This is a genomic window from Paraburkholderia sp. BR10872, from assembly GCF_040965835.1.
GTDB classification, from domain to species: domain Bacteria; phylum Pseudomonadota; class Gammaproteobacteria; order Burkholderiales; family Burkholderiaceae; genus Paraburkholderia; species Paraburkholderia nodosa_A.
The window spans coordinates 91801-116545 of record NZ_JBFRCN010000023.1 but is presented as its reverse complement, the minus strand read 5'-3'; the positions used below and the strand labels follow the sequence as shown (position 1 = coordinate 116545).

The 24745-nt window shown below is 63.5% G+C and carries 24 protein-coding genes; 12 read left to right on the top strand and 12 right to left on the bottom strand.

Annotated features, from left to right (window positions below):
* Positions 1–917, bottom strand: a 917-nt coding sequence (locus tag AB4Y43_RS19545; RefSeq protein WP_368728560.1) for an aldehyde dehydrogenase, incomplete at its 3' end; no start/stop codon positions are given.
* 239 nt (positions 918–1156) lie between these two features.
* Here AB4Y43_RS19545 and AB4Y43_RS19540 point away from each other — a divergent pair.
* Entirely contained in the window at positions 1157–2029 is an 873-nt protein-coding gene (locus AB4Y43_RS19540) for a GNAT family N-acetyltransferase (protein WP_069266572.1), read from the top strand.
* An 88-nt stretch (positions 2030–2117) separates the two neighbouring features.
* Entirely contained in the window at positions 2118–2426 is a 309-nt protein-coding gene (locus AB4Y43_RS19535; RefSeq protein ID WP_069266573.1) for a hypothetical protein, read from the top strand.
* A gap of 159 nt (positions 2427–2585) precedes the next feature.
* On the opposite strand, the gene AB4Y43_RS19530 is transcribed toward AB4Y43_RS19535, so the two are convergent.
* Together AB4Y43_RS19530 and AB4Y43_RS19525 are read right to left on the bottom strand one after the other, a co-directional pair.
* Complete coding sequence (locus AB4Y43_RS19530) at positions 2586–2762, bottom strand: hypothetical protein (protein WP_342948845.1); 177 nt, start codon at positions 2760–2762, stop codon at positions 2586–2588.
* 124 nt (positions 2763–2886) lie between these two features.
* Positions 2887–3138, bottom strand: a complete 252-nt coding sequence (locus AB4Y43_RS19525) for a hypothetical protein (protein ID WP_342948844.1) — start codon at positions 3136–3138, stop codon at positions 2887–2889.
* 288 nt (positions 3139–3426) lie between these two features.
* On the opposite strand from AB4Y43_RS19525, the gene AB4Y43_RS19520 reads away from it, so the two are divergent.
* Entirely contained in the window at positions 3427–4323 is an 897-nt protein-coding gene (locus AB4Y43_RS19520; RefSeq protein WP_342948843.1) for a substrate-binding domain-containing protein, read from the top strand.
* Positions 4324–4368: 45 nt separating this feature from the next.
* Here the strand turns inward: AB4Y43_RS19520 and AB4Y43_RS19515 are convergent, their stop codons facing one another.
* Positions 4369–4854, bottom strand: a complete 486-nt coding sequence (locus AB4Y43_RS19515) for a VOC family protein (protein ID WP_256094883.1) — start codon at positions 4852–4854, stop codon at positions 4369–4371.
* A 204-nt stretch (positions 4855–5058) separates the two neighbouring features.
* On the opposite strand from AB4Y43_RS19515, the gene AB4Y43_RS19510 reads away from it, so the two are divergent.
* Positions 5059–6225, top strand: a complete 1167-nt coding sequence (locus AB4Y43_RS19510; protein WP_342948842.1) for a radical SAM protein — start codon at positions 5059–5061, stop codon at positions 6223–6225.
* A gap of 7 nt (positions 6226–6232) precedes the next feature.
* Here AB4Y43_RS19510 and AB4Y43_RS19505 read toward each other — a convergent pair whose 3' ends face one another.
* Positions 6233–7312, bottom strand: a complete 1080-nt coding sequence (locus tag AB4Y43_RS19505; protein ID WP_342948841.1) for a medium chain dehydrogenase/reductase family protein — start codon at positions 7310–7312, stop codon at positions 6233–6235.
* Between the two features lie 112 nt (positions 7313–7424).
* Between AB4Y43_RS19505 and AB4Y43_RS19500 the strand changes: the two genes are divergently transcribed.
* Positions 7425–8213 (top strand): helix-turn-helix transcriptional regulator, encoded by a 789-nt coding sequence (locus AB4Y43_RS19500; protein ID WP_342948840.1) that lies wholly within the window; start codon positions 7425–7427, stop codon positions 8211–8213.
* Here the strand turns inward: AB4Y43_RS19500 and AB4Y43_RS19495 are convergent.
* The 5 genes from AB4Y43_RS19495 to AB4Y43_RS19475 form a co-directional block, all read right to left on the bottom strand.
* The gene (locus AB4Y43_RS19495; RefSeq protein ID WP_342948839.1) at positions 8210–9199 is read right to left on the bottom strand and encodes a serine hydrolase; all 990 of its coding nucleotides are present in this window, start codon (positions 9197–9199) and stop codon (positions 8210–8212) included. The genes AB4Y43_RS19500 and AB4Y43_RS19495 overlap by 4 nt on opposite strands.
* 192 nt (positions 9200–9391) lie before the next feature.
* Entirely contained in the window at positions 9392–10714 is a 1323-nt protein-coding gene (locus AB4Y43_RS19490; RefSeq protein WP_342948838.1) for a leucine-rich repeat-containing protein kinase family protein, read from the bottom strand.
* A gap of 127 nt (positions 10715–10841) precedes the next feature.
* The gene (locus AB4Y43_RS19485; protein WP_368728559.1) at positions 10842–12296 is read right to left on the bottom strand and encodes an efflux transporter outer membrane subunit; all 1455 of its coding nucleotides are present in this window, start codon (positions 12294–12296) and stop codon (positions 10842–10844) included.
* Positions 12293–15523: an efflux RND transporter permease subunit gene (locus AB4Y43_RS19480; protein WP_368728558.1), complete on the bottom strand. Its 3231-nt coding sequence runs from the start codon at positions 15521–15523 to the stop codon at positions 12293–12295. The genes AB4Y43_RS19485 and AB4Y43_RS19480 overlap by 4 nt, the downstream gene beginning before the upstream one ends.
* Positions 15524–15532: 9 nt before the next feature.
* On the bottom strand, positions 15533–16660 hold the full coding sequence (locus AB4Y43_RS19475) for an efflux RND transporter periplasmic adaptor subunit (RefSeq protein ID WP_342948880.1): 1128 nt from the start codon (positions 16658–16660) through the stop codon (positions 15533–15535).
* A gap of 389 nt (positions 16661–17049) precedes the next feature.
* Here AB4Y43_RS19475 and AB4Y43_RS19470 point away from each other — a divergent pair, with 389 nt between their 5' ends.
* A complete protein-coding gene (locus AB4Y43_RS19470; protein WP_069266582.1) occupies positions 17050–17691 on the top strand; it encodes a TetR/AcrR family transcriptional regulator in 642 nt (213 codons plus the stop codon).
* 28 nt (positions 17692–17719) lie between these two features.
* Here AB4Y43_RS19470 and AB4Y43_RS19465 read toward each other — a convergent pair whose 3' ends face one another.
* The gene (locus AB4Y43_RS19465) at positions 17720–18175 is read right to left on the bottom strand and encodes an MEKHLA domain-containing protein (RefSeq protein WP_069266583.1); all 456 of its coding nucleotides are present in this window, start codon (positions 18173–18175) and stop codon (positions 17720–17722) included.
* Positions 18176–18696: 521 nt separating this feature from the next.
* On the opposite strand from AB4Y43_RS19465, the gene AB4Y43_RS19460 reads away from it, so the two are divergent.
* The 3 genes from AB4Y43_RS19460 (at position 18697) to AB4Y43_RS19450 (ending at position 21204) form a co-directional block, all read left to right on the top strand.
* On the top strand, positions 18697–20238 hold the full coding sequence (locus tag AB4Y43_RS19460; RefSeq protein WP_342948834.1) for a methyl-accepting chemotaxis protein: 1542 nt from the start codon (positions 18697–18699) through the stop codon (positions 20236–20238).
* Positions 20239–20590: 352 nt separating this feature from the next.
* Positions 20591–20797, top strand: coding sequence for a hypothetical protein (locus AB4Y43_RS19455; protein WP_069266585.1), 207 nt, complete (start codon positions 20591–20593; stop codon positions 20795–20797).
* A 65-nt stretch (positions 20798–20862) separates the two neighbouring features.
* Positions 20863–21204 carry an RcnB family protein gene (locus AB4Y43_RS19450; protein WP_069266586.1) on the top strand — a complete coding sequence of 114 codons (342 nt, stop codon included), beginning with the start codon at positions 20863–20865 and terminating at the stop codon, positions 21202–21204.
* A gap of 104 nt (positions 21205–21308) precedes the next feature.
* On the opposite strand, the gene AB4Y43_RS19445 is transcribed toward AB4Y43_RS19450, so the two are convergent.
* Positions 21309–21677 carry an antibiotic biosynthesis monooxygenase gene (locus AB4Y43_RS19445; protein WP_368604395.1) on the bottom strand — a complete coding sequence of 123 codons (369 nt, stop codon included), beginning with the start codon at positions 21675–21677 and terminating at the stop codon, positions 21309–21311.
* A gap of 95 nt (positions 21678–21772) precedes the next feature.
* Between AB4Y43_RS19445 and AB4Y43_RS19440 the strand changes: the two genes are divergently transcribed.
* The 3 genes from AB4Y43_RS19440 to AB4Y43_RS19430 all read left to right on the top strand — a co-directional run bounded on the left by AB4Y43_RS19440 (position 21773) and on the right by AB4Y43_RS19430 (position 24691).
* Positions 21773–22249 (top strand): MarR family winged helix-turn-helix transcriptional regulator, encoded by a 477-nt coding sequence (locus tag AB4Y43_RS19440; protein WP_368728557.1) that lies wholly within the window; start codon positions 21773–21775, stop codon positions 22247–22249.
* A 72-nt stretch (positions 22250–22321) separates the two neighbouring features.
* Positions 22322–23593 carry a cardiolipin synthase gene (gene cls, locus AB4Y43_RS19435; RefSeq protein WP_069266588.1) on the top strand — a complete coding sequence of 424 codons (1272 nt, stop codon included), beginning with the start codon at positions 22322–22324 and terminating at the stop codon, positions 23591–23593.
* 111 nt (positions 23594–23704) lie between these two features.
* Positions 23705–24691, top strand: a complete 987-nt coding sequence (locus AB4Y43_RS19430; RefSeq protein ID WP_069266589.1) for a GNAT family N-acetyltransferase — start codon at positions 23705–23707, stop codon at positions 24689–24691.
* Positions 24692–24745: the final 54 nt, after the last annotated feature.

The window sequence follows — 24745 nt, the reverse complement described above, 5'->3', positions numbered from 1 at the left end:
ACCAGCAGGCGCGAACCGGCCACGCACACCTGCCCCGCGTTGACGGCAAGCGCGCCGGCGATGCGGCGCGCGACCTCGTCGAGCTTCGGCGCATCCGCGAAGACGATTTGCGGGCTCTTGCCGCCCAATTCCAGCGTGACCGGCTTCGTGCCGCTTTGCGCGCACGCCGCCATGATCGCCGAGCCCGCGCGCGTCGATCCCGTGAACGTGACTTTCGCGATGTCCGGGTGGCGCACGAGTGCGTCGCCGGTCGTCGCGCCGTCGCCTTGCACCACGTTGAAGATGCCAGGGGGAATGCCTGCCTCGATCGCGAGTTCGGCCAGACGCAGCACCGAGAACGGCGTCATCTCCGAAGGCTTGAGCACCACGGCATTGCCCGCCGCGAGCGCCGGACCGATCTTCCACGACGCCATCACGAGCGGGAAATTCCACGGCGCGATCGCGCCGACCACGCCATAAGGCTCGGCGATCGTCATGCCCAGATGGTCGTGATCGGTGGCCACGACCTCGCCGCCGAGCTTGTCGGCGAACTCGGCATAGAAACGGATGCCTTCCGCCGTGAACGGCACGTCCCACGCGCACACGTCGCGCACGGGGCGCGTCGAGCCGAGCGCCTCGAGCGGCGCGAGCGTGGCGGTGTCGGCGGAGATCAGGTCGGCGAAGCGGCGCAGGATGCGGGCGCGCTCGCGCGGCGCCATGCGTGGCCAGCCGCTCGTGCGAAACGCGCGCTTCGCGTTGTCGACGGCGTGGTCCACCCGTTGCGCGTCGCCAAGCGGCGCCGAGGCATAGACGACGCCGTCCGATGGCCGCGCGACCCCGATGTGCGCCGCGCCTTCGACGACCCACTCTCCGCCGATGAAGTGGCCGGCTTTTTCGGCCACTGAGGCAGCGACTGCGGCGGGATCGAACTGGTCCATGACTGGGTTCCCTCGACTTGGTCTCGATGGGAAATATCGTAGGTCCACTGCCACCGCATATTTCGCCGACAAAAAAGCCCAATCAGCAGAATCGACGCGTTATTGACCGTCCAACCCCGCGTTTTGCATTGCATCACGGGCGCTGACGGGGCGCGCGCCCAAACAGGAAGATCGTCCTAGTCAGTCACGGCGGGCGATGCGATAGTCACGGGACGCGTATACAGAATCCGGAGGCCGGCGTGTCCGACCCAAACCTGAACAGCGTCATTACCTACCGCGCATTTACCGCCGACGATCTGGCCGCCGCGCATGCGTTGTCGACGGCGGTGCGCTGGCGGCACCGCCCCGAAGACTGGCGTTTCGCTGCCCGCATCGGCGAAGGCATCGTGGCCGTGGACGAAAGCGGTTCGCTCGTCGGCACGGCTTTCTCGTGGTTGTTCGGTCCCAACGCGGCGACGCTCGGCATGCTGATCGTCAAGCCCAGTCATCAGCGCCGCGGCATTGGCCGGGCCATGATCGAGCACTGGATGCAGGCGCTCGCCTCGCGCACGCTGCTGCTCCACGCGAGCGACACGGGCTGGCCGCTCGTCGAGCGGCTCGGCTTTACGCGCATCGGCCGCATTCACCAGCACCAGGGCGCGGCGTTTCAGCCGCCGCTCGTCTCACTGCCCGCGGGCGAGCGGCTGCGCCCGATCGGCGCGAGCGACCGGCCCCGCCTCATCGAGCTGGCGACGCGCGCAAGCGGCCTCGACCGCTCGGACATGCTGCCGAAACTGCTCGATCAGGCGAGCGGCATCGCGCTCGACCGCGACGGCGACCTGATCGGCTTCGCCCTCTTTCGCCGCTTTGGCGACGGGCACGTGATCGGCCCCGTGATCGCCCCCGATTCGCCGGATGCCTGCCGCGCCAAGGCGCTGATCAGCCATTGGCTCGCCTCCAACGCGGGCATGTTCGTGCGCATCGACACGCCCGTCGATCTGGGACTCTCCGACTGGCTCGAAGGCGTGGGGCTGCCGCTCGTCGACCACATCGAGAAGACGGAGCGCGGCGCGCCCTTGCGCGTCGATACCCAGTTCAAGCAGTTTGCAATCACGAGCCAGGCGGTGTGGTGAGCGCGGCCGAATGGACGGCATCCGGCGTGCTACCACCCGGGCAGCGAACGGATTACCATTAGAAGATTCTCGCCTCGAGGGTGACGCTATGGCTACCTATGGTATCGACGGTGTCCGCATCAGTTCCTCAACGGACCGCGTAACACACGTGCGCTGGGCGCTGATCGACCCCCAGACACACGACTGGCTCTCGACACCCACTATCTCCGAAGTGGCGGCCGTCACCAACGACATCCGCTCGGGCGCCGTGGTGTATTCGGTATTTACGCTCGGCGGCATGAGATTTCTCGGCCCGAAGATCAAGCCGGTGCCGCATCCCAACGGAATCGATGGAATCGATCTGGAAGTGCCGGACGGTAACGTCGAAAAATCCATCGACGATCTACCGCGCGTCTAGCGGTGCGTCGATTGTCCTGCCGACTACCGGAAAGAAAGTGCGCTGCGCCCGGATGGGCGCACGTCGGCCGCTAGTCGCCAAAGCTGAATCGCCGGATCAAATCATTCGGAATACCGACTATTTGACCCAGCAAGCGACGGGCGAATGCGTTGCAGTCAGTCAGTTGTACCCGAGTATCGCCGACGTAGCGACGTCTGCGCGGTCGCTCGGGTTGCCAGCCAGTACGACGGTGGGCTCATGCAATAACGAGCGATACGGGTGCAGATAAGGTTCGTTTTCCGGATCGGCGTCGTCCTGTTCGATCTCCTGGGAGTGGCTGTACTTACGTTTATCCATGTTCGTCTCCTGATGTAGGGTCTAGTTGTTCGACAGTAGGGTTCCCTACATACCGGCTGAGCAAGTTTGGTGCCGCACTCGCTTTCTATCATGCCGGCGGAGTTTCTTCTGCCGCGCCCGACTCTCAGGAAGTCGTGAGCTTCAGGTTCGGACGCAAGTCGTGAGTAACCGCTTCACGTTGCCCTTTGCGCAGGTCCGACACCTGTTCGATGCCGGCCTTCAGCACCTCCTCGCAAAACGCAATTCGCGTGCGGTAGTACTCGGCCTGCAATTGCGCATCGAGAACCCGCTGTTCGGCCTGGAAGAGTGCCATGCGCAATTCACTGAGCGCGCGTTGAGCCTGCTTCTCCGGCGTTGCGGCATTGTGGGCAATCAAGTTCGAAAGCCAATGCAACATGGATAAGCCCCCCTGTTTTCAATTTCACGATCGCACGCGTCAAGTTTGATAACCGCCCGAACTGTCGCTGGGAAAAGACTATCAGAGGCGAAGAAAACCAGTGTGTGTGCAAACGAACGTGTTGTATAAACGATGCAAAAAGGTCGTATCCACGACGCGCTTACATAGCGCGTTTTCATCGCATGCTTTCGCTGCACGCTGCGGTTGCAAATAGGGAGCGATACATGTCCGTGGTGCCGGATCAGCCGATCGAGATGGGGCGCAACCGTGACTATCCACAAGCTGAGGTTTTGCACACTTGCGCTGTGCATCGCGTTCGCGTTATTGGGCCCCGGCGTGTGTCTGGCGGACCAGGTGAAAGTCATGATGTCGGGCTGGTTTGCGCCAGCGTATCGTGATCTGGGCCCGCAATTCGAGGACGAGAGCGGCTATACGCTGGCCACCGTCTGGGGCGCTGCAACAGGCAACGCCCTGAATGCGATTCCCGTGCGGTTTGCGCGCGGCGAGTGGGCCGACGTGCTGATCGTGGTCAGCAATGCGCTCGACGACCAGGTTCGCGCGGGCAACGTGGTGCCCGGCAGCAAGGTGGACTTCGCACGCTCGCCAATCGGCCTCGCGGTGCGCGAGGGCGCGCCGCAACCGGACATCAGCACGGTCGACGCTTTGCGCCGCACGCTGCTTGCAGCGAAGTCGATTGTCTATCCGGATAGCGCGAGCGGCGTCTATATCGCCAACGAACTGTTTCCGCGTCTGGGCCTCGACGGGCGCGTGAATAGCAGGAGCCGCATGGTTTCCGCCGAGCGGGTCGCCACTGTCGTCGCGAACGGCGACGCCGAGATCGGCTTGCAACAGGTCGTGGAACTGTTGCCGGTGAAGGGGATAATAGTGGTCGGCAGTCTGCCCGCGGAAGTACAACGTTACACGGTGTACTCCGGCGGCATTGCAACCACAGCGAGAAATCCTGTCGGCGCAGAAGCGCTGATCCGCTTTCTGTCCTCGCCGGAAGCGGCGGCCGCGATCACGCACAGCGGTCTCGAACCGATCACGGCACCGCAACCTCCTCCGCTGCCGCTGCTGCAGCCGCAACCGGCGCCGCAACTGCCGCTGCAACCACCACCGCAACCGCAACTGGCGCCACAAGAACCGCAACCTCAACCGAATTGAGCGAAGCAGCCGTCCGGCCGATCGGCCATCACCGAAAGCCGGCCATCAACTGGCTGCCATCCCTTTTTCGGCCAGTTCTTTCTTCGCGCTTTCGTTCTTGGTCAGGTGCGTCAGGCCCATGCCGCGCAGGACGTTCGGCGCCTTCGTGAACTGGATGTTGTCATAGCCCACGATCTCGATGCGATTGCCCCACGGGTCGCGAAAATCCAGAAATGGACCGTCGAGCGGCTTCACGCCCGCCGCCTTGAGTGCGGCGCGCGCCGCCTCCTTGTCATCGACAACGAGGCCGACATGGCGGCCGTCGTCGGCGGGCTGTTTGCGCCCCGCCTGCAACGCGATGAATTGATCGCCAAGATCGATGAAGGCCATCGTCCTGCTCTTGCCGCGCAACTGAAAGTCGAAGATGCGGCCATAGAATGCCAGCGCTTCCTCGATGTCGCCGACTTCCAGCGCGACGTGATTGAAGCCGATGACGCGCGGCCTGGTGGTTGAAGTGTCAACCATTTCCCCCTCCTTCTGCAGCCAGTGCATAGCGTTCGCAAACTCGCCCGGAACCGAAATTCCGACGAGACACCCTCAAGTATGGGGATTGAAGTCGACTCGCACTAGCCGGTCAAACAGGATTTGTTGGAGTTATTTTTGAATAAGAATCGTACCCGATGCGGCGCGCGTGCATGGCGTAACCTATGATGGTTCGAGCGCAATGAGCCGGCAAACCGTGAGGGCACCAGCACCATGGACAGGACAGAGCGGACTATCAAGTGGCGCAGTTTGCCAAATGTAAGCAACGACGCGAACGAGCCACGCAATCCATTGCCTGCGGTCTGTGACGTCTCAGTGACGAACGTTTGCAACGCTGCATGCGACTTCTGCGGCTTTTCTCGTGAGAAGAAAATGGCAGGTCCGCGCCGCTATCTCGATCCCGATGCGTTCGAGCGTGCGATGCCGATGCTGCGCAGACGCAAGATTCGCTACATGACGCTGCAGGGCGGAGAGCCTCTGGTGCACCCGCAAATCGAATCGCTCGTAGGCTCGGCCACGAAAGCCGGCATCCAGTGCGGCGTGATCACGAACGGCTGGTTCCTTCCCCGCCACATCAAGCAGCTGGCTGACGCCGGCCTCAAGCGTCTCCTGATCTCGATCGATAGCGCGGACATGAGCGAGCACGAGCACAATCGCGGCCTGCCCGGCCTTGCGGCCCGCATCCGCGAGGGCATCACCCAGGCGCATGCTTTTGGCATCCCGGTTTGCGCAACGGTTACGGTGAGCCATCTGGTCCGTTACGCAGCGCTTCCCGAGACGCTCAATCAGCTTGGCTTCGATTCCGTGGTGTTCTCCTACCCAAGGCGCGACGCATTCGGTTCCACATCGCTCGTTTACGACGAAAATTCGAAGCTCGTCGACCTCAGCCGCGACGAACTGCTCGAAGCATTGAGTGCCATCGAGGCCCTCAAAAAGCGCTTTCGCGTGATGGACCCGGGCGCTGCACTGGACGAAGTCGCGCGGTTCGTGCGCGGCGAACAGCAACTCATTCCGTGCATCGCCGGGAGCAAGTATTTTTATATCGACTGGAATCTCGATGTCTGGCGTTGCGAACCGTGGCATGAGCCCATGGGCTCTGTGTTCGACCTCGACCGCCTGCCCGATCAACGCGAACCGTGCAACGCCTGCATGATGGGGTGCTACCGCCATGCCAGCGTGCTGATGCACGGCGCCAAGGCCGTCACTGACTCGGTCTATGCGCTCGGCAGGGGCGAGCTTCGCAGTGCTGTCAGCTTGTTGTTCCAGCGCGGCGTGGCGTATTCGCTGTGGGCTCTCGCCACCGAAGAATTACCTCGAACGGCGCTTGGCGCACTGGCAGGACGGAGCGGCGCACGCCGTTCATCGCCGCAAGGCGCATGAATCGAGGCTACGGGCAAATCACCGTCATGTTGAACGGGCCGCCGTTCGCCGCCGCGTGCGCGACGGCCTCGTTCGCATCGTCGAGCGCAAAGGTCGTCACGTCGAAATGGCGCAGATCGAGCAGCGCCCCGTGAATCAAACCTGTCATGAGCGTCACGGCGTGCGTGGGGTACATCCATTTGCCCCGCACCGTGATGTCATTGCGCATGATCCAAGGATAAGGCAGTTCGAGCCCGGCGCCACCGAGCATGCCGACCCCGCCCATCAGGACCACGCGCCCGTATGGGCGGACCGCCATCACCGCGGCGCGCACCGTCGTCGCCGGAACCGATGGCGGCATCAGGTCCATCACGCAGTCGATCGGCCCAGGCGCCGCCTGTTGCATGCGTTCGCGGTCCGTTGCTTCGTCGCCGGAAAGCGCCACGGTCCGCACGCGCTCGCCGAAGTTGCGCGCCAGTTTGTCGAGCGCCTGTACATTGCGCCCGGGGGCTACGACGCACCGCGCACCCATGGCGAGCGCGACCGCGACGCACGCGCTGCCGAAGTTGCCGGTCGCGCCGCTCACGAGCAGGATCTCGCCCGCCCGCAAATCGGACGCGAGCAGCCCGCCATAAGGCACGAGCAGCGTATTGAGCGCACACCATCGCGCAGCGTCGGCCGGATCGATGTCGCCGATACGCACCGCGTTTTCGGTCGGCACCCTAAGCTGTTCCGCGAACGGGCCATCATGAAAATAGCGCTGCAATTTCTGGCCGCCCTCGCCCCGCGCGCTCCAGCCCTGCAGCACGATGTCGGGCATGAGCGCGTCGTCGCGCGCGCGCACCGTCGGATCGCAGAACACCCAGTCGCCCGGTTGCAGTTTCGTCGCATCCGGGCCGACGGTCCGGACCCGGCCGATCGCGCCGCAACCAGGCACGATCGGCAGGTCGATGGGATAGCGGCGTTCTCCACTAAACACTTCCTGCGCATAGGACAACACCGGCGCCGCAACGACGTCCACGACGACCTCGCCAGTGCCGGCGGTGGGGTCCGGTATCTGTTCGATCGTGAGCGGCGCGTTGAGGGTTTTCAGAATGGCAGCTTTCATGGCGCTTCCAGAAGGGGGAACGAGCCGATTCTGGCAGGCTTAGAATCAGCAACAAGGCCCGCTGCGATCCCAGGATTGCGCAGTCCCACCCACCCTGCACGAAGCGAACGCGATGACAGCCACGACACAAACCCAATTCGGCGATTTTCTGCGCTCCCGGCGCAAGAAGCTGAGCCCCGACGAAGTCGGCCTCGGTGGCGGCAGGCGCCGCCGTACGCCCGGCCTGCGGCGTGAAGAGGTCGCGGAACTCGCGGGCATCGGCGTCGACTGGTATGTCCGCCTCGAACAGGGGCGCGCAGTCAGCCCTTCGGATGCGACGCTCGATGCGCTTGCCCACGCACTGCGGCTCGACAAGGCCGAAGCCGCCCATTTGCGCGTGCTCGCGCAGCGCGGCGAGGCGCGCGTCTTCGCCCGCGAGAGCGTGCCGCCGACCCTTGCGCGGATCGTCGCCAGTCTCGGTCTGCCCGCTTACGTCACGGGCCGGCGCTGGGACATCCTCGTGTGCAACGAGGCCGCCTCCGATCTGCTTGGCTTCGATCGCCTCGCTGCGGAAGATCGCAACATCATGATCTACATGTTCATCGAACCGGAGGCACGGCGGCTCTTTGGCGCGGGCTGGCCCGATGAAGCGCGCCGCATGATCGCGCTGTTTCGCACGAGCCACGACCTCTATGCGGGCGACCCGGCGTTCGTCGAACTGGTCGAGCGCCTGCGTTCAGGCAGCGAGGAATTCGTGAGGTGGTGGAGTACGCACGACGTGCGCAGCGGCGCGTCGGGCCAGAAGGTCCTGGCGCACGCGAAGCACGGTACGCAGCGCTACGAGTACGCAACGTTTCAGGCGAACGACGATCCGGCGCTGAAACTCGCGATTTATACGCCGGTCGACACGAATGCCGTCTAGCCTAGCGCGGCAACCAGCGTATGGTGCGCCCGCTTGCCGGCATGGTGTTTGACGCTCTGCCGGTGCGCACCGGACGTCGGGGCGCTCGGGTACGATGCGAGCCGCACCCTGACGCCGTGCGAGCGCGCGAGCATCGAATAGTGATGATGCGCACGGGCGCTTGCGTAATAGCGCGGTTCCACGACCGGCGTGTCGTCGCCGTTCAGCCATCGCCGTATCGTGACGAGATCGGCAGAGCGTCCCCACGAGGTTCGCGAGCCGAGCAGCGCAATCATCACCTGCCCGTTCGGCATGTTCGCATCGACCACGATGCAGCGCCCCGCCTCGCGGATATAGCCTGTCTTTGCGACCAGCACGTCCCAGTCGGCTGAGCTCACTATCGGGTCGGTGTTGTGATAGAACCGCGTCCTCGTGCCGATCGCCTCTTCGTAACGGGGAAGCGTCGTGTATTCGCTGATCAACGGATAGCGCGCCGCGGCGTCCGCCATCTTCACGACATCGCGCGCCGTCGAGAGATTCTCGGGCGAGAGCCCGGTTGGATCGTCGAAGTGCGTACTGGCCATATTCAGCGCGCGCGCCTTTTCATTCATCTGCCGGATGAACGCCGCCTGGCCGCCCGGGAACGCATGCGAAAGCGCGGATGCAGCGCGGTTCTCCGACGCCATGAGCGCAAGACGCAGCATCTCTCCTCGCTCGAGCGACGCACCGATAGGGATGCGGGACCCCGTATGCTTGAGCCGATCGATGTCGTCGTTGTCGACGGTCACCGTGTCACCCAACGGCTGGGCGCTGTCCAGCACGACCATCGCCGTCATCAGCTTGGTGAGCGACGCGATCGGCTGGGCCTCGTCGGCGTTCTTTTCGAGCAGGACTTCGTGGCGCGCGACGTCATACACGATCGCGCTGTGTGAATGGAGGAATGGCGTCTCGCCCCACGCGACGAACGGCGCCGAAGCGAGCAATAGCGCGCTGAGGAATTTTTTCATGGCGTTCACACCCTGGGACGGCAATCAGGCGATGGCGGGTCCAACGTGCAACTGATCCCCAACGATTCAACTGTAGTTGCTCGTTGCACGAATGAGTGTGGGAAAGAGGACAGAATTCTTGCCCTTCACGCCGAGTATTTAGCGGCTTGCGAAAATTCCTCGGGCGTCAGCGAAACCGCCCGTTTCATGGCGTCAGGCAGACAGCCGTTCGACGATCTCATCGAACGAAGGCCGCCTGTCGACCTGCTCGGCGAAACAGTCTGCAATCAGCGCATCGAAGCCGGCGTCGCGTTCATTAGCCTCTGCGGCCAGACGTTGCGCGAGTTCTTCCAGCAGACAGCCGAACGCACGCACCTCGATGCGCTCGAGCGCCTGGGACTGTGCGCGATCGTCGATATCGTGAAAGGACGCCGCGCCGAAGTCGCCGAGCAATACGTGCCCTGAGCCGTCGTGCAGGATGTTGTGCGCATAGAGATCGCCGTGCATGATCCCGCGCCCATGCAGATGCCGCGCCGCCGACGCGATCCCGCGTGCGATCTGCAACGCAACCAGCCTGTCGAACAGAACATCGGCTGCGTAGACGTCCCGCGTACACGAGTCGAGGCTCGGCGGCCCGGCGAGATTGACGAACGACGGAGGGATCAGTTCCATCACGAGGCCGTGCTCGCCCAGCGGATGACCCGTGATCTTGCCGAGCACCGGGATGAGGTTCGCGTGCGGCCCGGCTTGCAGGCACGCCGCCATTTCCAGTTCCGGCAAACCGTCGCTCGTGACCGCGCCCTTGAACAGCTTGACGGCCACCGCCTCCACCGGATGCCCGTCGCGCAGGAGACGCGTCGCGCGATGCGTCACGCCCGATGCGCCCTCGCCGAGCGTTTGTCCGAGTGCGAGCGTATGCCAGTCGATATCGGGCACCGGCGAATCGGCCAGCGCCACCTGCTCGCGCACCACGTTCAGCGGATTGCCGGCGTAGGCGAGCCACGCCAGGCGCGGCAGGCGCAACAGCCAGTCGGGCAAGGCGTCGAGCCGGTTCGCCGAAATCCGCAGCAGCTCGAGCCGGCTGCACGCGGCCATCGTCTCGGGCAACGAGCGCAGCCGGTTGCCGGCAAGCATCAGCTTCTGCAGATTCGGACGTTCGCCGATTTCAGGCGGCAGCGCGTCGATGTCGTTATCGGTCAGGATCAGCCAGCGCAATTGCGGCGGCAGCGCGCACCCCGTAACGCGGCGAATGCGGTTCGCCTTGAAGCCGACCATGCTCAGCGATTCGCAGTCGCCGAGTACCGGCGGCAACTCGGTGAACGGGTTGTTCGAAGCGAACAGTATGCGCAGACGGCGCAGCCTCGGCAGGTCGTCCGGCAGCGACGTGAGCGCATTGCCCGAGAGGTCGAGCACCTCGAGGGTGTCGGCGAGATCGAAGATTTCGCGCGGAAATTCGGTCAACCCGCAAGCGAGCTTGAGCTGTCGTGCGCCGGCGAGTTGCCCGTCACGCAGTTGTTCGAGAGTAGCGGTCTTCACGCGTGAATTGAATCGAGTAATGGCAAGGAAGTCGCAAGCGCCGCTGCACAACGCAGCGCCGACCATCGCAATTCTAGCGGGTGATTCGCCTGGACTGCATCCTGGGCCGCATTTCCGACTGCATGTTTCAGGAATGCGCCGGGTCGCTTGCGGCAGCCTGCTCAGGCACGCTCGACGCGGACCAGCCGCCGCCCAGCACCTTGTACAGCGTGACCTGATTCGAGAACTTCGCCAGCTCGTCGGTGACGAGTTGCTCCTGTGCCGTATAGAGCGTGCGCTGCGCGGTGAGCACGGTCAGGAAGCTGTCGGTGCCGGTCTTGTAGCGCGCCTGCGCGAGGTCGTAGTAATCCTGCGCCGATTTCACGTAGTCGCGGTCCGCCGCGACCTGCTCGACATAGGTCGCGCGCCCCGCCAGTGCGTTCGACACTTCCTTGAACGCCGTCTGAATCGCCTTTTCGTAGTCGGCCACGTCGATATCCTTCTCGATCTTCGCAACGTCGAGCGACGCCTTGTTGCTGCCGTAGTCGAAGATCGGCATCGTGATCGTCGGCGCGAAGGTCCACGCGCCCGTGCTCGCCTTGAACAACTGCGAGAGGCTCGTGCTAGCCGTGCCGGCGCTCGCCGTCAGCTCGATCTTGGGAAAGAACGCCGCGCGCGCGGCGCCGATGTTCGCGTTCGCCGCCTTGAGCGTATGCTCCGCCTCGATGATATCGGGCCGTCGCGCGAGCAAGTCGGACGGGATGCCCGCATCGACGTCCGCGAACATGGCGTCGCTCTCGAGCAGCGTAGACCCAGTGGCGAAGTCGTCGGGCAATGGACAGCCGATTTCGGCGATCAGATTGTTGCGGTCCTGCGCGACCGCGCGCGTGTATGACGCCACGCTCGCGCGAGCGCTCGCAAGCGACGTTTGTGCCTCGCGCACGTCCTGAAGCGACGCGCTGCCGACCTTCATCATGCTCACCGTGAGGTCGTAGGTGTTCTGGTCGGCCGCGGCGGTGTCGGTCGAAACCTTCAGCAAGGTCTCATCGGAGAGCAATTGCAGATAGTCGGTCGCGACATCGGCCACGAGCGAAAGCTGCGTACTCGTGCGCGAGGCCTGCGTCGACAGATAGTTCTCGAGCGCCTGGCGCTTGAGGCTGCGGATGCGCCCGAAGAAGTCGATTTCCCACGACGTCGTGCCGACGGAAACGGTATTCGAGTGGCTAACCGCGCCGTCGGTGCGCGTGTTCGTGAGCGAGCCGCCGGCGTCGATCGTCGGCGCCAGCTCCGCGCGCGTGATGCGGTACTGCGCCTCGTACTCGGCCACCTGCAGCGCCGCCACCCGCAAGTCCCGGTTGTGGTCGAGTGCGAGCGCGATCAGTTCCTGCAGGCGCGGGTCCTTGAAGTAATCGCGCCAGCCGACGTCGGCCGCGTTCGGCGCCGCAGGTGATGTTGAGGGCGTAGCCGCCGATGCACCCGTAGCGTACGCGGCGCCCGTTGGCCAGGCGGTGGCGACCGGCGCAGCGGGCCGTTGATAAACCGGGTCGAGAGAACACGCACTCAATGCTGCCGCACAGAGCACGGACAGAAGCTTCAATTTCATTCCTGGTCCTTTGCGTGCTGCACGGCTTCGCCGTCGCCATGCTCCTTGAACAGCCGGCGCACGACGATGAAGAACACGGGCACGAAGAAGATGGCGAGCGCCGTCGCCGCGATCATCCCGCCGGCGACGCCGGTTCCGATCGCATGGCGCGCGGCCGAGCCCGCTCCGGTGCTGATCACGAGCGGCAGCACGCCGAACACGAACGCCAGCGATGTCATCAGGATCGGCCGCAAGCGCTGGTGCGCCGCCTCGAGCGTGGCCTCGACGAGCCCACGGCCCTGCTCCTGGAGGTCCTTCGCGAATTCGACGATCAGAATCGCGTTCTTCGTTGCGAGGCCGATTGTCGTCAGCAGGCCGACCTTGAAATAGACGTCGTTCGACAGCCCGCGCAAATGCGCGCCCAACAACGCGCCAAGCACGCCGATCGGCACCACGAGAATGACCGCGAGCGGCACCGACCAGCTCTCATACAGCCCCGCGAGGCACAGGAACACCACGATCAGCGAAATCGCATACAGATACGTGGCCTGCGAACCGGCAAGCACTTCCTGATACGACTGCCCCGTCCACTCGATGCCGAATCCGGTGGGCAACTGCCTCGCGAGATTTTCGACGGCGGCCATTGCCTGGCCGGTGCTCACACCGGGCGCGGGCTGTGCGCTCATCTGCATCGCCAGTTCGCGGTTGTAGCGCTCGATCTGCGGCGGCCCGAACGTCCAGCGCGTGGTGGCGAATGCTGAGAACGGCACCATCTGGCCGTCGTAGCCCGACGTCGTGGTGGACGTCGTGGACGTTGTAGACGTTGAAGCCGAAGTCGAACTCGACGACGAACTCGAGGATGACGAAGTACTCGACGACGACGAATCCGCGCGCACATACCATTGCCCGATGTCGTCCGGCATCATCCGGTACGGTGCGTCCGCCTGCACGTAGACCTTCTGGATCCGCCCGGTATCGATGTAGTTGTTCACGTACGCGGAGCCGAACGCGGTGGAAATCGTCGTGTCCACATCGGCGATCGACAGCCCGAACGCACTCGCCTTTTCGCGGTCGATATCGACGTAGAGCTGCGGCGTATCTTCGAGGCCGGCCGAGCGCGTCATGGCGAGCGACGGTTCCTTCGCGGCCAGCGCAAGAAACTGGTTGCGCGCCTTCAGCAGCTTGTCATGCCCCTGGCCCGCGCGGTCCTCGATCTCGAAGTCGAGGCCGCTTTGCGTGCCGAGACCATGAATCGCGGGCTCGTTCATCACGAAGATCTGCGCATCGCGATTGCCCGCGAAGACCGCGTTCGCGCGATTGATCACCGCCTGCGCGCTATCGTTCGACCCGCGCTGGCTCCAGTCCTTCAACTGCACGAACGCCAGCGCATTGTTCTGCCCTTGCCCGTTGAAGCTGAAACCGTTCACGGCCATCACGTGCGTTACCGCGGGCTGCTTCAGAAAGTATTGCTCGACAGCTGCCACGGTCTGAAGCGTCTTCGAAGAAGGCGTGCCGACCGGCGCCGAAATCGATACCATGATCGAGCCCTGATCTTCCTCCGGCAGATACGACGAAGGCAGCGTCACGTACAGAATGCCGACCACGCCCGCAATGAGTGCATAGCCGAGCATCCAGCGCGCGGGCCTGGCCACCACGCGCGCAAGCGTGGTGCTGTAGCGCGCATTGCTCTTCGTGAAGAAGCGATTGAACGCGCCGAGCAAGCCGCGGCTCTGCGCATGTTCGACGGCCGACGGGTTCAGCAGGCTCGCGCAAAGTGCGGGCGTGAGCGTCATGGCGAGCAGCACCGAAAGCACCATCGCCGAAACGATAGTGACAGAGAACTGGCGATAAATCGCGCCGGTCGAGCCGGAAAAGAAGGCCATCGGGATGAAGACGGCGGTCAGCACCGTCGTCACGCCTACGAGCGCGCCGGTGATCTGGCTCATCGCTTTCTTCGTGGCCGCCTTCGCGTCGAGCTTTTCCTCGGCCATGATGCGCTCGACATTCTCGACGACGACGATCGCGTCGTCCACCAGCAGGCCGATCGCGAGCACCATCGCGAACATCGAGAGCACGTTGATCGAGAAGCCGATCGCCGACATCACGCCCAGCGTGCCGAGCAGCGCAACCGGCACGACGATCGTCGGAATCAGCGTCGCACGCAGGTTCTGCAGGAACAGATACATCACGAGGAACACGAGGATCACCGCTTCGACGAGCGTCTTCATGACCTCCTCGATCGAGATCTTCACGAACGGCGTGGAGTCGTACGGATACGCAATCGCCACGTCTTTGGGCAATTGCGGCTGCAGCTCTACGAGCTTCGCGCGCACGGCCTTCGCAACCGCCATGGCGTTCGCACCCGTCGAGAGCTTGACGGCCAGCGCGGCCGCCGGCTTGCCGTCGAGCCGCGAGGACGTATCGTATGAATCGCCGCCCACCTCGACGCGCGCGACGTCCTTCAGGCGAACCTTCGAGCCGTCGCTGTTCACGCGCAGCAGAATGTCGCCGAACTGGTCGGCAGACGTCATCAGGCTCGACGCCGAGATCGTCGCATTGATCGCTTGGGAGTCCGTAGCAGGCGCGCCGCCGAGTTCGCCGACGGAAAGCTGCACGTTCTGATTGGTGACCGCTGTCGTCACGTCGGACGCAGTGACGCCGAAGCTGCGCAGCTTCACGGGATCGAGCCAGATCCGCATGGCGTGCTGCGCGCCAAAGAGCGTGACGTCGCCCACACCGTTGATCTGGGTAAGCGGGTCCTCGATCTGCGTGGCGATGACATTGCCGAGGTCGATCGAATCGAGCGTGCCGCCCGGCGACGAGAGCGCGACGATCATCAGAAAGTCGCTCGACGCCTTCGCCACCTGCACGCCCTGCTCCTGCACCGTCTCCGGCAGCGAGGCGGTGGCCTGGGTCACCTTGTTCTGGACCTGCACCTGCGCGATGTCCGGATTGGTGCCGGGCCTGAACGTCAGGTTGATGGTCGCCTGCCCCGCGCCGCTGCTCGTCGACGACATGTACAGCAGGTTATCGATGCCGGAAAGCTTCTGCTCGATCACCTGCGTGACGGTCTTCGCGACCGTGTCGGCGGAGGCGCCCGGATAGGTTGCCGTGACCTGCACCGAAGGCGGCGCGATGGTCGGATATTGCTCGATCGGCAACGTGGTGGTCGCCGCAGCGCCGATCAACATGATGACGATCGCAACGACCCACGCGAGGATCGGGCGCTGAATGAAGAAACCTGCCATGCGCCCTCCTTACGACTTCGCAGCAGACGCAGCCGCGGCTGCGGTGGCCGAATCCGCGGCCACGTGAACCGCCACGCCGGCCTGCACCTTTTGCAGTCCGCTCACGATCACCCGATCGCCGGCTTGCAATCCGCTCGTGACGATCCACTGGTCTGCATAGGCACTGTCCGCGTGTACCGCAACCTGCTTCGCGTGTCCGGTCGCATCGACGACCCATACGCTCGCGCTGCCGTCCGAAGCGCGCGTGACCGCGAGTTGCGGAACGAGCAGCGCGTTCGTGCTCTCGCCCTCGTCGAGCTGCGCGCGCACGAACATGCCGGGCAGCAGTTCGCCGTCCGGGTTCGGGAAGACCATGCGCACCGTCACCGAGCCCGTTGTCGCGTCAACGGTGATGCCCGAAAACTGCAGCACGCCAGCGTGTGCGTACTGGGTGCCGTCCTCCATCACGAGCTGCACCGCCGCGCCCGTGCCCGACCGCTTGAGCCGGCCCGAGGCAAACGCCTTGCGCAAACGCAGCCAGTCGGCGCTCGAGCGCGTGACGTCGAGGTACATCTCGTCGTATGCCTGAATGGTGGCGAGCGCCGTGGTCTGCTCTGAAGTCACGAGCGCGCCTTCGGTCACCGACGAAGCGCCGATGCGGCCCGAAATGGGCGCCGTGATCCGCGTGTAGCCGAGATTGATACGCGCCGACTCGAGCGATGCGCGATCCGCGATCACATCGGCCTCGTCCTCGCGAACGGCCGCGATCGCATCGTCGTTGTCCTGTGCGCTGACCGCGTTGATCTTCACGAGCTGGGCGTAGCGATCGGCTTTCGTCTTCGCGGAAGCGAGCGTTGCCTCGGCCTTCGCGAGCGTGCCGCGCGCCTGATCGTACGTCGCCTGGTAGGTGGCCGGATCGATCTGGTAGAGCACCTGCCCCGCCTTCACGTCCGAACCCTCGACGAAGAACCGCTTCTGCACGATGCCGCCGATTTGCGGCCGCACATCCGAGACCTTGAGAGACGAAAGGCGGCCCGAAAGCTCGGCCGTCATCACGATGCGCTGCGGCGCGAGCGTCTTGACGCCGACTTCGACGCTCTGGCTGGCGGGGTTAGCGGGCATCCCGGCGTCGTGACGTTGACAGCCGGCGATCAATATGGCGGTCGAGCAGAAAAGCGCCGCGCCGAGGCGTTGGCCTTTCCTGTTCCATCCCTCTCTTGCATGAATCTGTTGTGGCATATATTCCATCGAATCGTGCGTTGACGCGCCCTGCCAGAACAAGGCAAGGCGCAAAGCCATTGACTCGTAGTACTAAGCGGTTGAAGTCTTGCAGCCCGGAAAGGCTGATGCCTCGTTGCGCATCAACTTCGAACCCTGAATTAATGTCCCGGTCACATAACTAAACTGAACGGTATGGTTTATAATGGAACGATCGATGACTGTCAATCGCCTTGCCCGGCAACGAATGTTTCATTCCATGACGGACGAGGGTATTGGCGTGGACGCTCGCGTCCCAGGCCCGAGAACAAGTGAGGAAGGGAGACCCGATGAGAAAGAAGACCGAAGAAAAGCGTCAATCCATCATCGAAGCCGCGCTGGCAGTGTTCCGGGACGTCGGCTTCGAGCAGGCGTCGATGACGCAAATCGCGGCTCGTTCGGGCGCGTCGAAGGCGACGCTGTATAGCTATTTCGAGTCGAAAGAGGCGTTATTTGCTGAAACAATGACGAGCCGCGCCGGAAGGGAAATCCGGCATGCGTTCAGTCAACTGACGCTCGAAATGCCGCTGGGCGAGTCGCTCGTCGCGTTTGGGGTCCACTTCCTGACGGCCGTGCTGCAGCCCTCTTTTCTCGCAACGCGCCGCCTGTGCTACCAGGAGGTCGACCGGTCGAACGTGGGCCGAGCCTTGTATGAATCGGGTCCAAAACGGGGCTTGATGCACGTGCGCGACTTTCTGGCGAGCGCGATCGAGGCGGGCACAATCCGGCCGTGCGATCCAGGCGTCGCGGCGCGACATCTACTGGCGCTTCTCGAAGCCGAGTTGGTCGAAATTGCGACGTTAGGCTATGAGGTCAAGGCCTCGCGCGCGAAATTGCTGGAGGTCGTGAACCGGGCAATCGATGTATTTCTCGCGGGCTATGCCGTGACAGCGCCGCAAGCGAACCGCAAGGGTCCGCAGAACGCAAAATGATGGCGGGATTCGCGAGCGCAAGCCCGCATCAGCAAGGCGCAACATGCGGAATCATCGCAGCCTGCCCGTGCAGCACACCCGTTTCGTCGATCAGTTGCCATACGGTCGCGCGCTCGATCCAGAAGCGCTGCCCCGACCTCGTGATGCGGATGCCGCGATAGTCTTTCACGAAGCCTTCGCGCGTCACCGAATCGAGAAATGCCTGCCGCTCGCTACGCTCGGGCGCCTGCGCGGAAAGACGCGATGGCAGCGCCGTGATTTCGTCCCAGTCGTAGCCGAAGATCGCTTGCGCGCGACGATTGCCATACATGAATACGGGGTCCGCCTGCGTGCCGTGCGCAAGCAAGCCGAACGGCGCGCGTTCGTAGAGCCAGGCCGCGCCCTCTGTGTCGCCCATGCCTTCGGGCACGAGCGCGACGCCCAACAGGCGGCGATAGCTGTTCGCGAGAAGGCGAAATAATTCGGTATCCGTGTTCGGCGACATTCAGACTGGCTCCTTCGAGTCGAGGGGTTGCTTGCGCGTTGCGCAATTCTATCAACCGCTTGTAAAAACCTGCGCCCTGCCTCACGATCCGCCGTCTCGATGCGCCAACTACGGACATCCACGATGTCTATCTGCACTTGCACCCGAATCCGGCTTGCTTCGGGTGAAGTGGTAAAGGCCATCGACATCAGTGGCCGAAGCGGCCTCGTGTATCGGCGCAATTCGCAGACCGGTCAGATCGAAGCGCTGGAAAGTGCGAGAAGCTGGGTGTCGCTGCATCCGTCGCTTCACCGTCCCTCGCCTCAACGGTATCTCGTCACGCCAGACAGCCGAGGCTCGATTCGAAGCGCTTGAAGGAGAGGCCGATCTCTAATTCGCCGCGCCGCACGCGCATGGTGTTCGCAACGGCTTACGTATGACGAAAGACGGCGTAATCCGCAAAAACTCAAGAACAGCAGACTTGAGCCGTAATAGGGAAGTCGGCGCGTCATGCGCCTTGCATTTTTAGCCATCCGAACCCCATGAAACTCAGCCGCAAGATTCCCCTCGCCTTCGCCGCGTCGCTCACCCTCATGTCGGCGGGTGCGTTCTACGGCATCCACACGCTCAACCAGGCGATCGATACCTACCGCACCACCGTGCAGGACGCCGCCGCGAACGAGCGCATGGTGTCGGCCACGCTCGTCGAGTTCAAGCTGCAGGTGCAGGAGTGGAAAGACACACTCCTGCGTGGCAAGGACCCGCAAAAACTCGATCGTTACTGGAGCGCGTTTCAGAAGCGCGAGCGCACCGTGAACGATCTCGCCGCCGGGCTCGAAACGAAGCTGCCCGAAGGCGAAGCGCGCACGCTCGTCGCGCAGTTCGCCGAGGCGCACGAGGCGATGGGCCAGGGGTACCGCAAGGGCTTCGAGGCGTTCAAGGCGGCCGGCGCCGATCCTGTTGCGGGCGATACCGTGGTCGCCGGCGTCGATCGCGCGCCCGCCCAACTGCTCGACCGCGCCGCACAGATCATTGCCGCCACCAACGCGCAAGTGGCCGCCCAGGCCGCGGTGCAGGCCGCGCACGCCACCATCGTGAGCGCCGTGCTGATGGTGGCCGCGTTCCTGCTCGCGCTGGCGGGCGGCGTGCTGTTCAGCCGTACTGTCACGAGCCCGCTGGGCCGTGCCGTGGACTTCGCGCGCGAGGTCGCCGACGGCGACCTGTCGACCGATCTGCATGCACATGGCGACGACGAGACCGCGGAACTGCTCACGGCGCTTTCGAAAATGCAGACGAGCCTCGCACGCGTGGTGAGCGAAGTTCGCGCCAACGCCGAAGGCGTGGCAACGGCGAGCGCGCAGATTGCCTCGGGTAACCAGAATCTGTCCTCGCGCACCGAAGAGCAGGCTGCATCGCTTGAAGAAACGGCCGCGAGCATGGAGGAGCTGACGTCGATCGTACGCATGAACGCGCAGAACGCGGAGCACGTCAGTTCGCTCGCGGGAACGGCGGCGCAGACCGCGGCGCGCGGCGGCACGGTGATGCGAGGCGTGGTCGGCACGATGCAATCTATCGCGGACAGTTCGAGCAAGGTCGGCGAGATCATCGGCTTGATCGACGGCATCGCGTTCCAGACCAACATCCTTGCGCTCAACGCCGCCGTCGAAGCGGCGCGTGCGGGCGAGCAAGGCCGCGGTTTCGCCGTTGTCGCGGGCGAGGTTCGCACGCTCGCGCAGCGCAGCGCGAGCGCGGCGCGCGAGATCAAGGCGCTCATCGAGCAGTCGAAAGTACACGTCGAAAGCGGATCGTTCCAGGTGGCCGACGCCGGCCACATCATCGACGAGATCGTCGAAGCCGTGCAGCGGGTTTCCGGCACCGTGCAGGAGATTTCGACGGCGTCGCGCGAACAGTCGACGGGCATCGAGCAGGTGAACATCGCCGTCACGCAAATGGACGAGGTCACGCAGCAGAACGCGGCGCTCGTGGAGGAGGCTTCGGCCGCGACCTATGCGCTGGCTGAGCAGGCGCACGCGCTTCGCGAGACCGTGTCCGCGTTCAGGCTCAGGGAAGGCGCCATTGCCTGACTTCGAGCGATTGCCGCGCGCGCCCTGGGGGACATAAGCGCCGCGTCCTCCCGCTCTGAGCCTGCAACCCCGGCTGGTCTGTGCAACGCAGACCGGCCGTAATTGACTGGCACGCCCGGCCGCGGCTCGCCTTGCGGCTCGGGCAACCGCCGCCGCCGGGTTCGCGCTCCAATTTTGTGAGGCGATACGCCGCACTGAAACTTCGCTCCCATTGCTTGAAAGCAAATCTTACGAAATGTAAACTTGATGCAAGCTTTGGATTCGGACGCAGTCTTCCCGAGGTTTCCCTCGAAGCTCGAGTCAATCCATCGATAACTTAGTCATCCTTTACTTCATTGCCCTGGAGAAAACCATGAACTCGTACATCAACCGACTCAACGCCACGTTCGCGATCGCCGGCCTCCTCATGATGGCGCCGTTCATGGCCATGGCCCGCTTGCCAGCGCCGAGCGCTGTCCCGCATGGCGAATCTCTCGTCAAGAAGCGCACGTCGAACCGCTTCGCCGATGAGGAGCGTCGCGCCAGCGAATCCGGTGGAAGTGAATCCGTTAGTGAGTGATCAACATTCCTAAGTAAATTCCATCTCACTTCCTCTTTTCTTGAACGCTATTTGGAGCATTCACCATGAAAGCGAAAGTCACGACACTCTTCATTATTGCCGCCCTGCTCGCCACGACAGGCACCGCGTTCGCATCGCAGCCCGAACACCGGCCTGGCAACCCGCCGCCTACGTCGATCGAACGAGCCAACCGTCCGGTCGGCGCGATTCCGCATCGCGACTGGCATCGTGGCGACCGCCTGCCGCCTGAATACCGTGATCGGATTTTCGTGGTCGAAAACTGGAATCAGCATGGCCTGAAAGCGCCCCCGCGTGGCTACCACTGGGTCGGCGTAGCCGGCGACTACGTGCTCGTTGCCAGCGCGACCGGCGTGATCTCGACGGTTCTGACCGCCGGCAGCCATTGATCATGCCGTTGTCTTTCCACGATATGCCCGCTCTTCGCCGCAACGCGGCCAAGGGCCGGCAACCAGCAGCGACCTGAAATCGAGCCGCAACGACGGCAAAACAACTAACTCTCGCAAATCCCCGGCACGGCAACTTTCTGGAAGATATGCGGCGACGCGATCACCGAGGAAGGATAAGCGGCCAGACTCGACCGGAACGCCGGCGCAGAGAATGCCGCCCGAAAATGCGCCGTGGATTCCCACACTGCGTAATTCATATAAGCCGGTTGCTCTCCGATCGCCCGGTGGAGCTGCGTTGAAATAAAGCCGGCTTGCTGCTTCATGAGCGCAGCGTCTTCCTGCCAGGCCTCCAGAAACTTCGCCTCATCGGCCAGATCCAGTGTGAAAACGTTCACGAGCACAACGGGCTCGGCGTCAACGGCAAGTTGACGTTCGATCGGGAAAGAAGGATCAAGCGGTCGCAATTGCAGCATGGTGCACTCCAGAGTCTAAAAGCATGATGTCAACCGGTCATCGCAAATATATAGTAAATTGACATGATGATGTCAACTTAGAAATAGGGTGCCATATGCGCGAACTCGCGAGAACACCGGTCGGCGAACTCCTGTCGGGCATCATGCTCGAGCTCTTCCGGCTCAATAGCGGACTGCTCACCTCGGGCGACCGCCTGGTCGAGGGCCTCGGCCTCACGAGCGCACGCTGGCAGATGCTCGGCGCCATCAGGGCCGCGCAACGGCCGCAGCCGGTGGCCTGGATTGCCCGCGATCTGGGGGCCAATCGGCAAAACGTGCAACGAATCGTGAATGACCTGGCCAACGACGGTCTGGTCCGCTTCGAGGCCAACCCTCACCACCGCCGCGCGCAGCTTGTTGTTTTGACCGACGAGGGCCGGCAAGCTTTCGAAGCGGCCATGCGTCTTCAGGCCCCCTGGATCAACCAGCTCTCCGCTGGCGTGACCGCCAGCGAAATCAAGACCTTGCACCGCGTCATCACGAAATTGCAGGCGAATCTGGACCAAATGGCCGGAGCCGACGAGCCGGATTGATCGACAGCGCTGCTTGCGCATGCAATGTGCTACAGCAGGGCATCGTTACCATCCGCGAGGCGAGGCCCACGCATGTCGACCATTGCCCTCATTGTCGTGACGGTCGCGGTGACGCTCGTCGTCATCCTGGTGATCGCGAACCTCACGAGCGGCGAAAAGAAGATCGAGCACAAGATCGACCGGCTTTACGCGAGCGACAGTCCGCAGTTCATCCGCTCGATGGGGCTGCTGCTCGGGCCGCCCGTCGTGGGAGGCAATCGCTTCGAGGTGCTCGTGAACGGCGACGAGATCTTTCCGTCGATGCTGGCCGGCATCCGCGCGGCGCAGCACACCATTACCTTCGAGACCTTCATTTACTGGTCCGGAGCGATTGGCGAAGAAGTCGCCCGGGCGCTGTCCGACAAGGCGCGCGCGGGCATCGCCGTGCACGTGCTGCTCGACTGGGTCGGCTCGTCCAAAATGGACAAGCGTTATCAACGCATGCTGCGCGAGGCGGGCGTCCAGCTCGTCCTGTATCACAAGCCGCACTGGACTGGCCTCGGCCGCATGAACGACCGCACGCACCGCAAGTTGCTGGTGATCGACGGACGCATCGGTTTTACGGGCGGCGTAGGCATTGCCGACGAATGGACCGGCCATGCGCAGGACGAAAAGCACTGGCGCGATACGCACTTTCGCATTGAAGGCCCGGCGGTCGGACAGATGCAGGCGGTCTTCATGGACAACTGGGTCAAGTCGACGGGCAATGTGCTGCACGGCCCGCAGTACTTTCCCGCGATCGACGCCGCGGGCAACGGCCTCGCGCACGTGTTCAGCAGTTCGCCCTCGGGCGGCAGCGACGACATGGAGTTGATGTACCTCATGGCGATCACCGCCGCGGCGCGCTCCATCCATTTGTCGACGGCGTACTTCGTGCCGGACAAGCTGACGATCAACGCGATCGTCGAGGCGGCGAAGCGCGGCGTGAAGGTGCGCATCATCACGCCGGGCAAGCGCATCGATACTCACACGGTGCGCGAGGCCTCGCGTGCGTGCTGGGGCGACCTGCTCGCGGCCGGCGTGGAGATGTACGAGTATCAGCCGACGATGTTCCACTGCAAGCTGATCGTCGTCGACGAATATCTGGTATCGGTCGGCTCGACCAACTTCGACAGCCGCTCGTTCAAGCTCAACGACGAGGCCAATCTCAACATCTACGACCGCGATTTCGCGCGCCAGCAGACGGCCATTTTCGATGCCGACGCTGCCCTCGCCAAACGCATCACGCTCGAAGACTGGCGCCGCCGGTCGTTACGGGAAAAGCTGCTCGAACACGCAGCCGCCCTCCTCGATTCGCAATTGTGACGCCTGCCGCGAGCGCCGCGCCGCCAATCGACAAGAAAGCGAAGATCGCCGACAATCGGTGCCCGACATTGGGCTGTCGACAAAGCAAACAGAAAAAAGGGACCGCAATCCATGCTGCACATCGAGGATCTGGCCAATCCGCCCGAGGGGTTTCTGCGCGACGAGCCGGAGGGAGCGGAGTTTTACCAGGCCTTTCAGACGGCCCGGCTGGATGATTTCAGCTTCGGTTATTTCGCCGTGTACCGGGACAGCGCGCTCGTTACCGTGGCGCCCTACTTCGTGATGGATTTCCGGCTCAACACCCTCCTTCCCAGCGGCTGGCTGAAGCAAAGCCTGAGCTGGATCCGCTTCAAGCTGGCCTGCATCGGGCATCCGACCGTCGATGCCGGCCGCATCCAGGGCGAAGTCTCGCAGGAGACGCTCGCGGCCATCAGCACGGCGCTTGCGAAGAAAGGGAGCCTGCTCGCGTACAAGGGTTTCACCGAGGACTTGCCGCTGCGCGGCTTCGTGGCGGCAAAAGGCCTGCCCGTGCCGGTGCTGTCGATCGGCCCGGACTACTACCAGGCCATGAAGAGCGACCGCAGGAACCTGCTCAAGCGTAAGCTGAAAAAGGCCGCTGCACTGCGCTATGAAGAATGCGCGGGTCTGCCCGATCACCTCGTCGCCAGAGTGTATGAGTTGTATCTGAACACCTGGCAGAAAGCCGAGTTGAAGTTCGAGAAGCTCACGCCGGAGTACTTCGCCAATACCCGCAGCCTTAGCCATTATCTGCTGTACTTTCTGGACGACGAGTTGATTGGCTTCACCCAGTTGATCGGCAAGGGAAGGCACCTCGTCAACCGCTATATCGGGCTCGACTACGCCAGGAGCCAGGAGTACGGCTTGTACTTCGCCATGTTCATTCGCACGGTCGAATTCGGCATTCGCGAAGGTTTCGAGGAAATCGAGCTGGGCGCGACGTCCTATGAGTTCAAACGCATCCTCGGCGCCCGCCAGATTCCCACCTGGAATCACTACCGGCACAACAACGCGTTGGTCAACTGGCTGCTCGGCAAGCTGCGCAGCGTGCTGGAACCGTCGGAGTCCGAACTGCGTTAGCGCCCGACCGATTGGTTCGGTGCGTCCCACCTGCCGGCAACACGCGTTACAGGC

Excerpts from the sequence above, each read along its gene's own strand:
- AB4Y43_RS19535 (WP_069266573.1), top strand. The coding sequence starts at position 2,118 with ATGGCTACCTATGGTATCGACGGTGTCCGCATCAGTTCCTCAACGGAC.
- AB4Y43_RS19530 (WP_342948845.1), bottom strand. The coding sequence starts at position 2,762 with ATGGATAAACGTAAGTACAGCCACTCCCAGGAGATCGAACAGGACGAC.
- AB4Y43_RS19515 (WP_256094883.1), bottom strand. The coding sequence starts at position 4,854 with ATGCACTGGCTGCAGAAGGAGGGGGAAATGGTTGACACTTCAACCACC.
- AB4Y43_RS19510 (WP_342948842.1), top strand. The coding sequence starts at position 5,059 with ATGGACAGGACAGAGCGGACTATCAAGTGGCGCAGTTTGCCAAATGTA.
- AB4Y43_RS19505 (WP_342948841.1), bottom strand. The coding sequence starts at position 7,312 with ATGAAAGCTGCCATTCTGAAAACCCTCAACGCGCCGCTCACGATCGAA.
- AB4Y43_RS19500 (WP_342948840.1), top strand. The coding sequence starts at position 7,425 with ATGACAGCCACGACACAAACCCAATTCGGCGATTTTCTGCGCTCCCGG.
- AB4Y43_RS19495 (WP_342948839.1), bottom strand. The coding sequence starts at position 9,199 with ATGAAAAAATTCCTCAGCGCGCTATTGCTCGCTTCGGCGCCGTTCGTC.
- AB4Y43_RS19485 (WP_368728559.1), bottom strand. The coding sequence starts at position 12,296 with ATGAAATTGAAGCTTCTGTCCGTGCTCTGTGCGGCAGCATTGAGTGCG.
- AB4Y43_RS19480 (WP_368728558.1), bottom strand. The coding sequence starts at position 15,523 with ATGGCAGGTTTCTTCATTCAGCGCCCGATCCTCGCGTGGGTCGTTGCG.
- AB4Y43_RS19470 (WP_069266582.1), top strand. The coding sequence starts at position 17,050 with ATGAGAAAGAAGACCGAAGAAAAGCGTCAATCCATCATCGAAGCCGCG.
- AB4Y43_RS19465 (WP_069266583.1), bottom strand. The coding sequence starts at position 18,175 with ATGTCGCCGAACACGGATACCGAATTATTTCGCCTTCTCGCGAACAGC.
- AB4Y43_RS19460 (WP_342948834.1), top strand. The coding sequence starts at position 18,697 with ATGAAACTCAGCCGCAAGATTCCCCTCGCCTTCGCCGCGTCGCTCACC.
- AB4Y43_RS19455 (WP_069266585.1), top strand. The coding sequence starts at position 20,591 with ATGAACTCGTACATCAACCGACTCAACGCCACGTTCGCGATCGCCGGC.
- AB4Y43_RS19450 (WP_069266586.1), top strand. The coding sequence starts at position 20,863 with ATGAAAGCGAAAGTCACGACACTCTTCATTATTGCCGCCCTGCTCGCC.
- AB4Y43_RS19445 (WP_368604395.1), bottom strand. The coding sequence starts at position 21,677 with ATGCTGCAATTGCGACCGCTTGATCCTTCTTTCCCGATCGAACGTCAA.
- AB4Y43_RS19440 (WP_368728557.1), top strand. The coding sequence starts at position 21,773 with ATGCGCGAACTCGCGAGAACACCGGTCGGCGAACTCCTGTCGGGCATC.
- cls (WP_069266588.1), top strand. The coding sequence starts at position 22,322 with ATGTCGACCATTGCCCTCATTGTCGTGACGGTCGCGGTGACGCTCGTC.
- AB4Y43_RS19430 (WP_069266589.1), top strand. The coding sequence starts at position 23,705 with ATGCTGCACATCGAGGATCTGGCCAATCCGCCCGAGGGGTTTCTGCGC.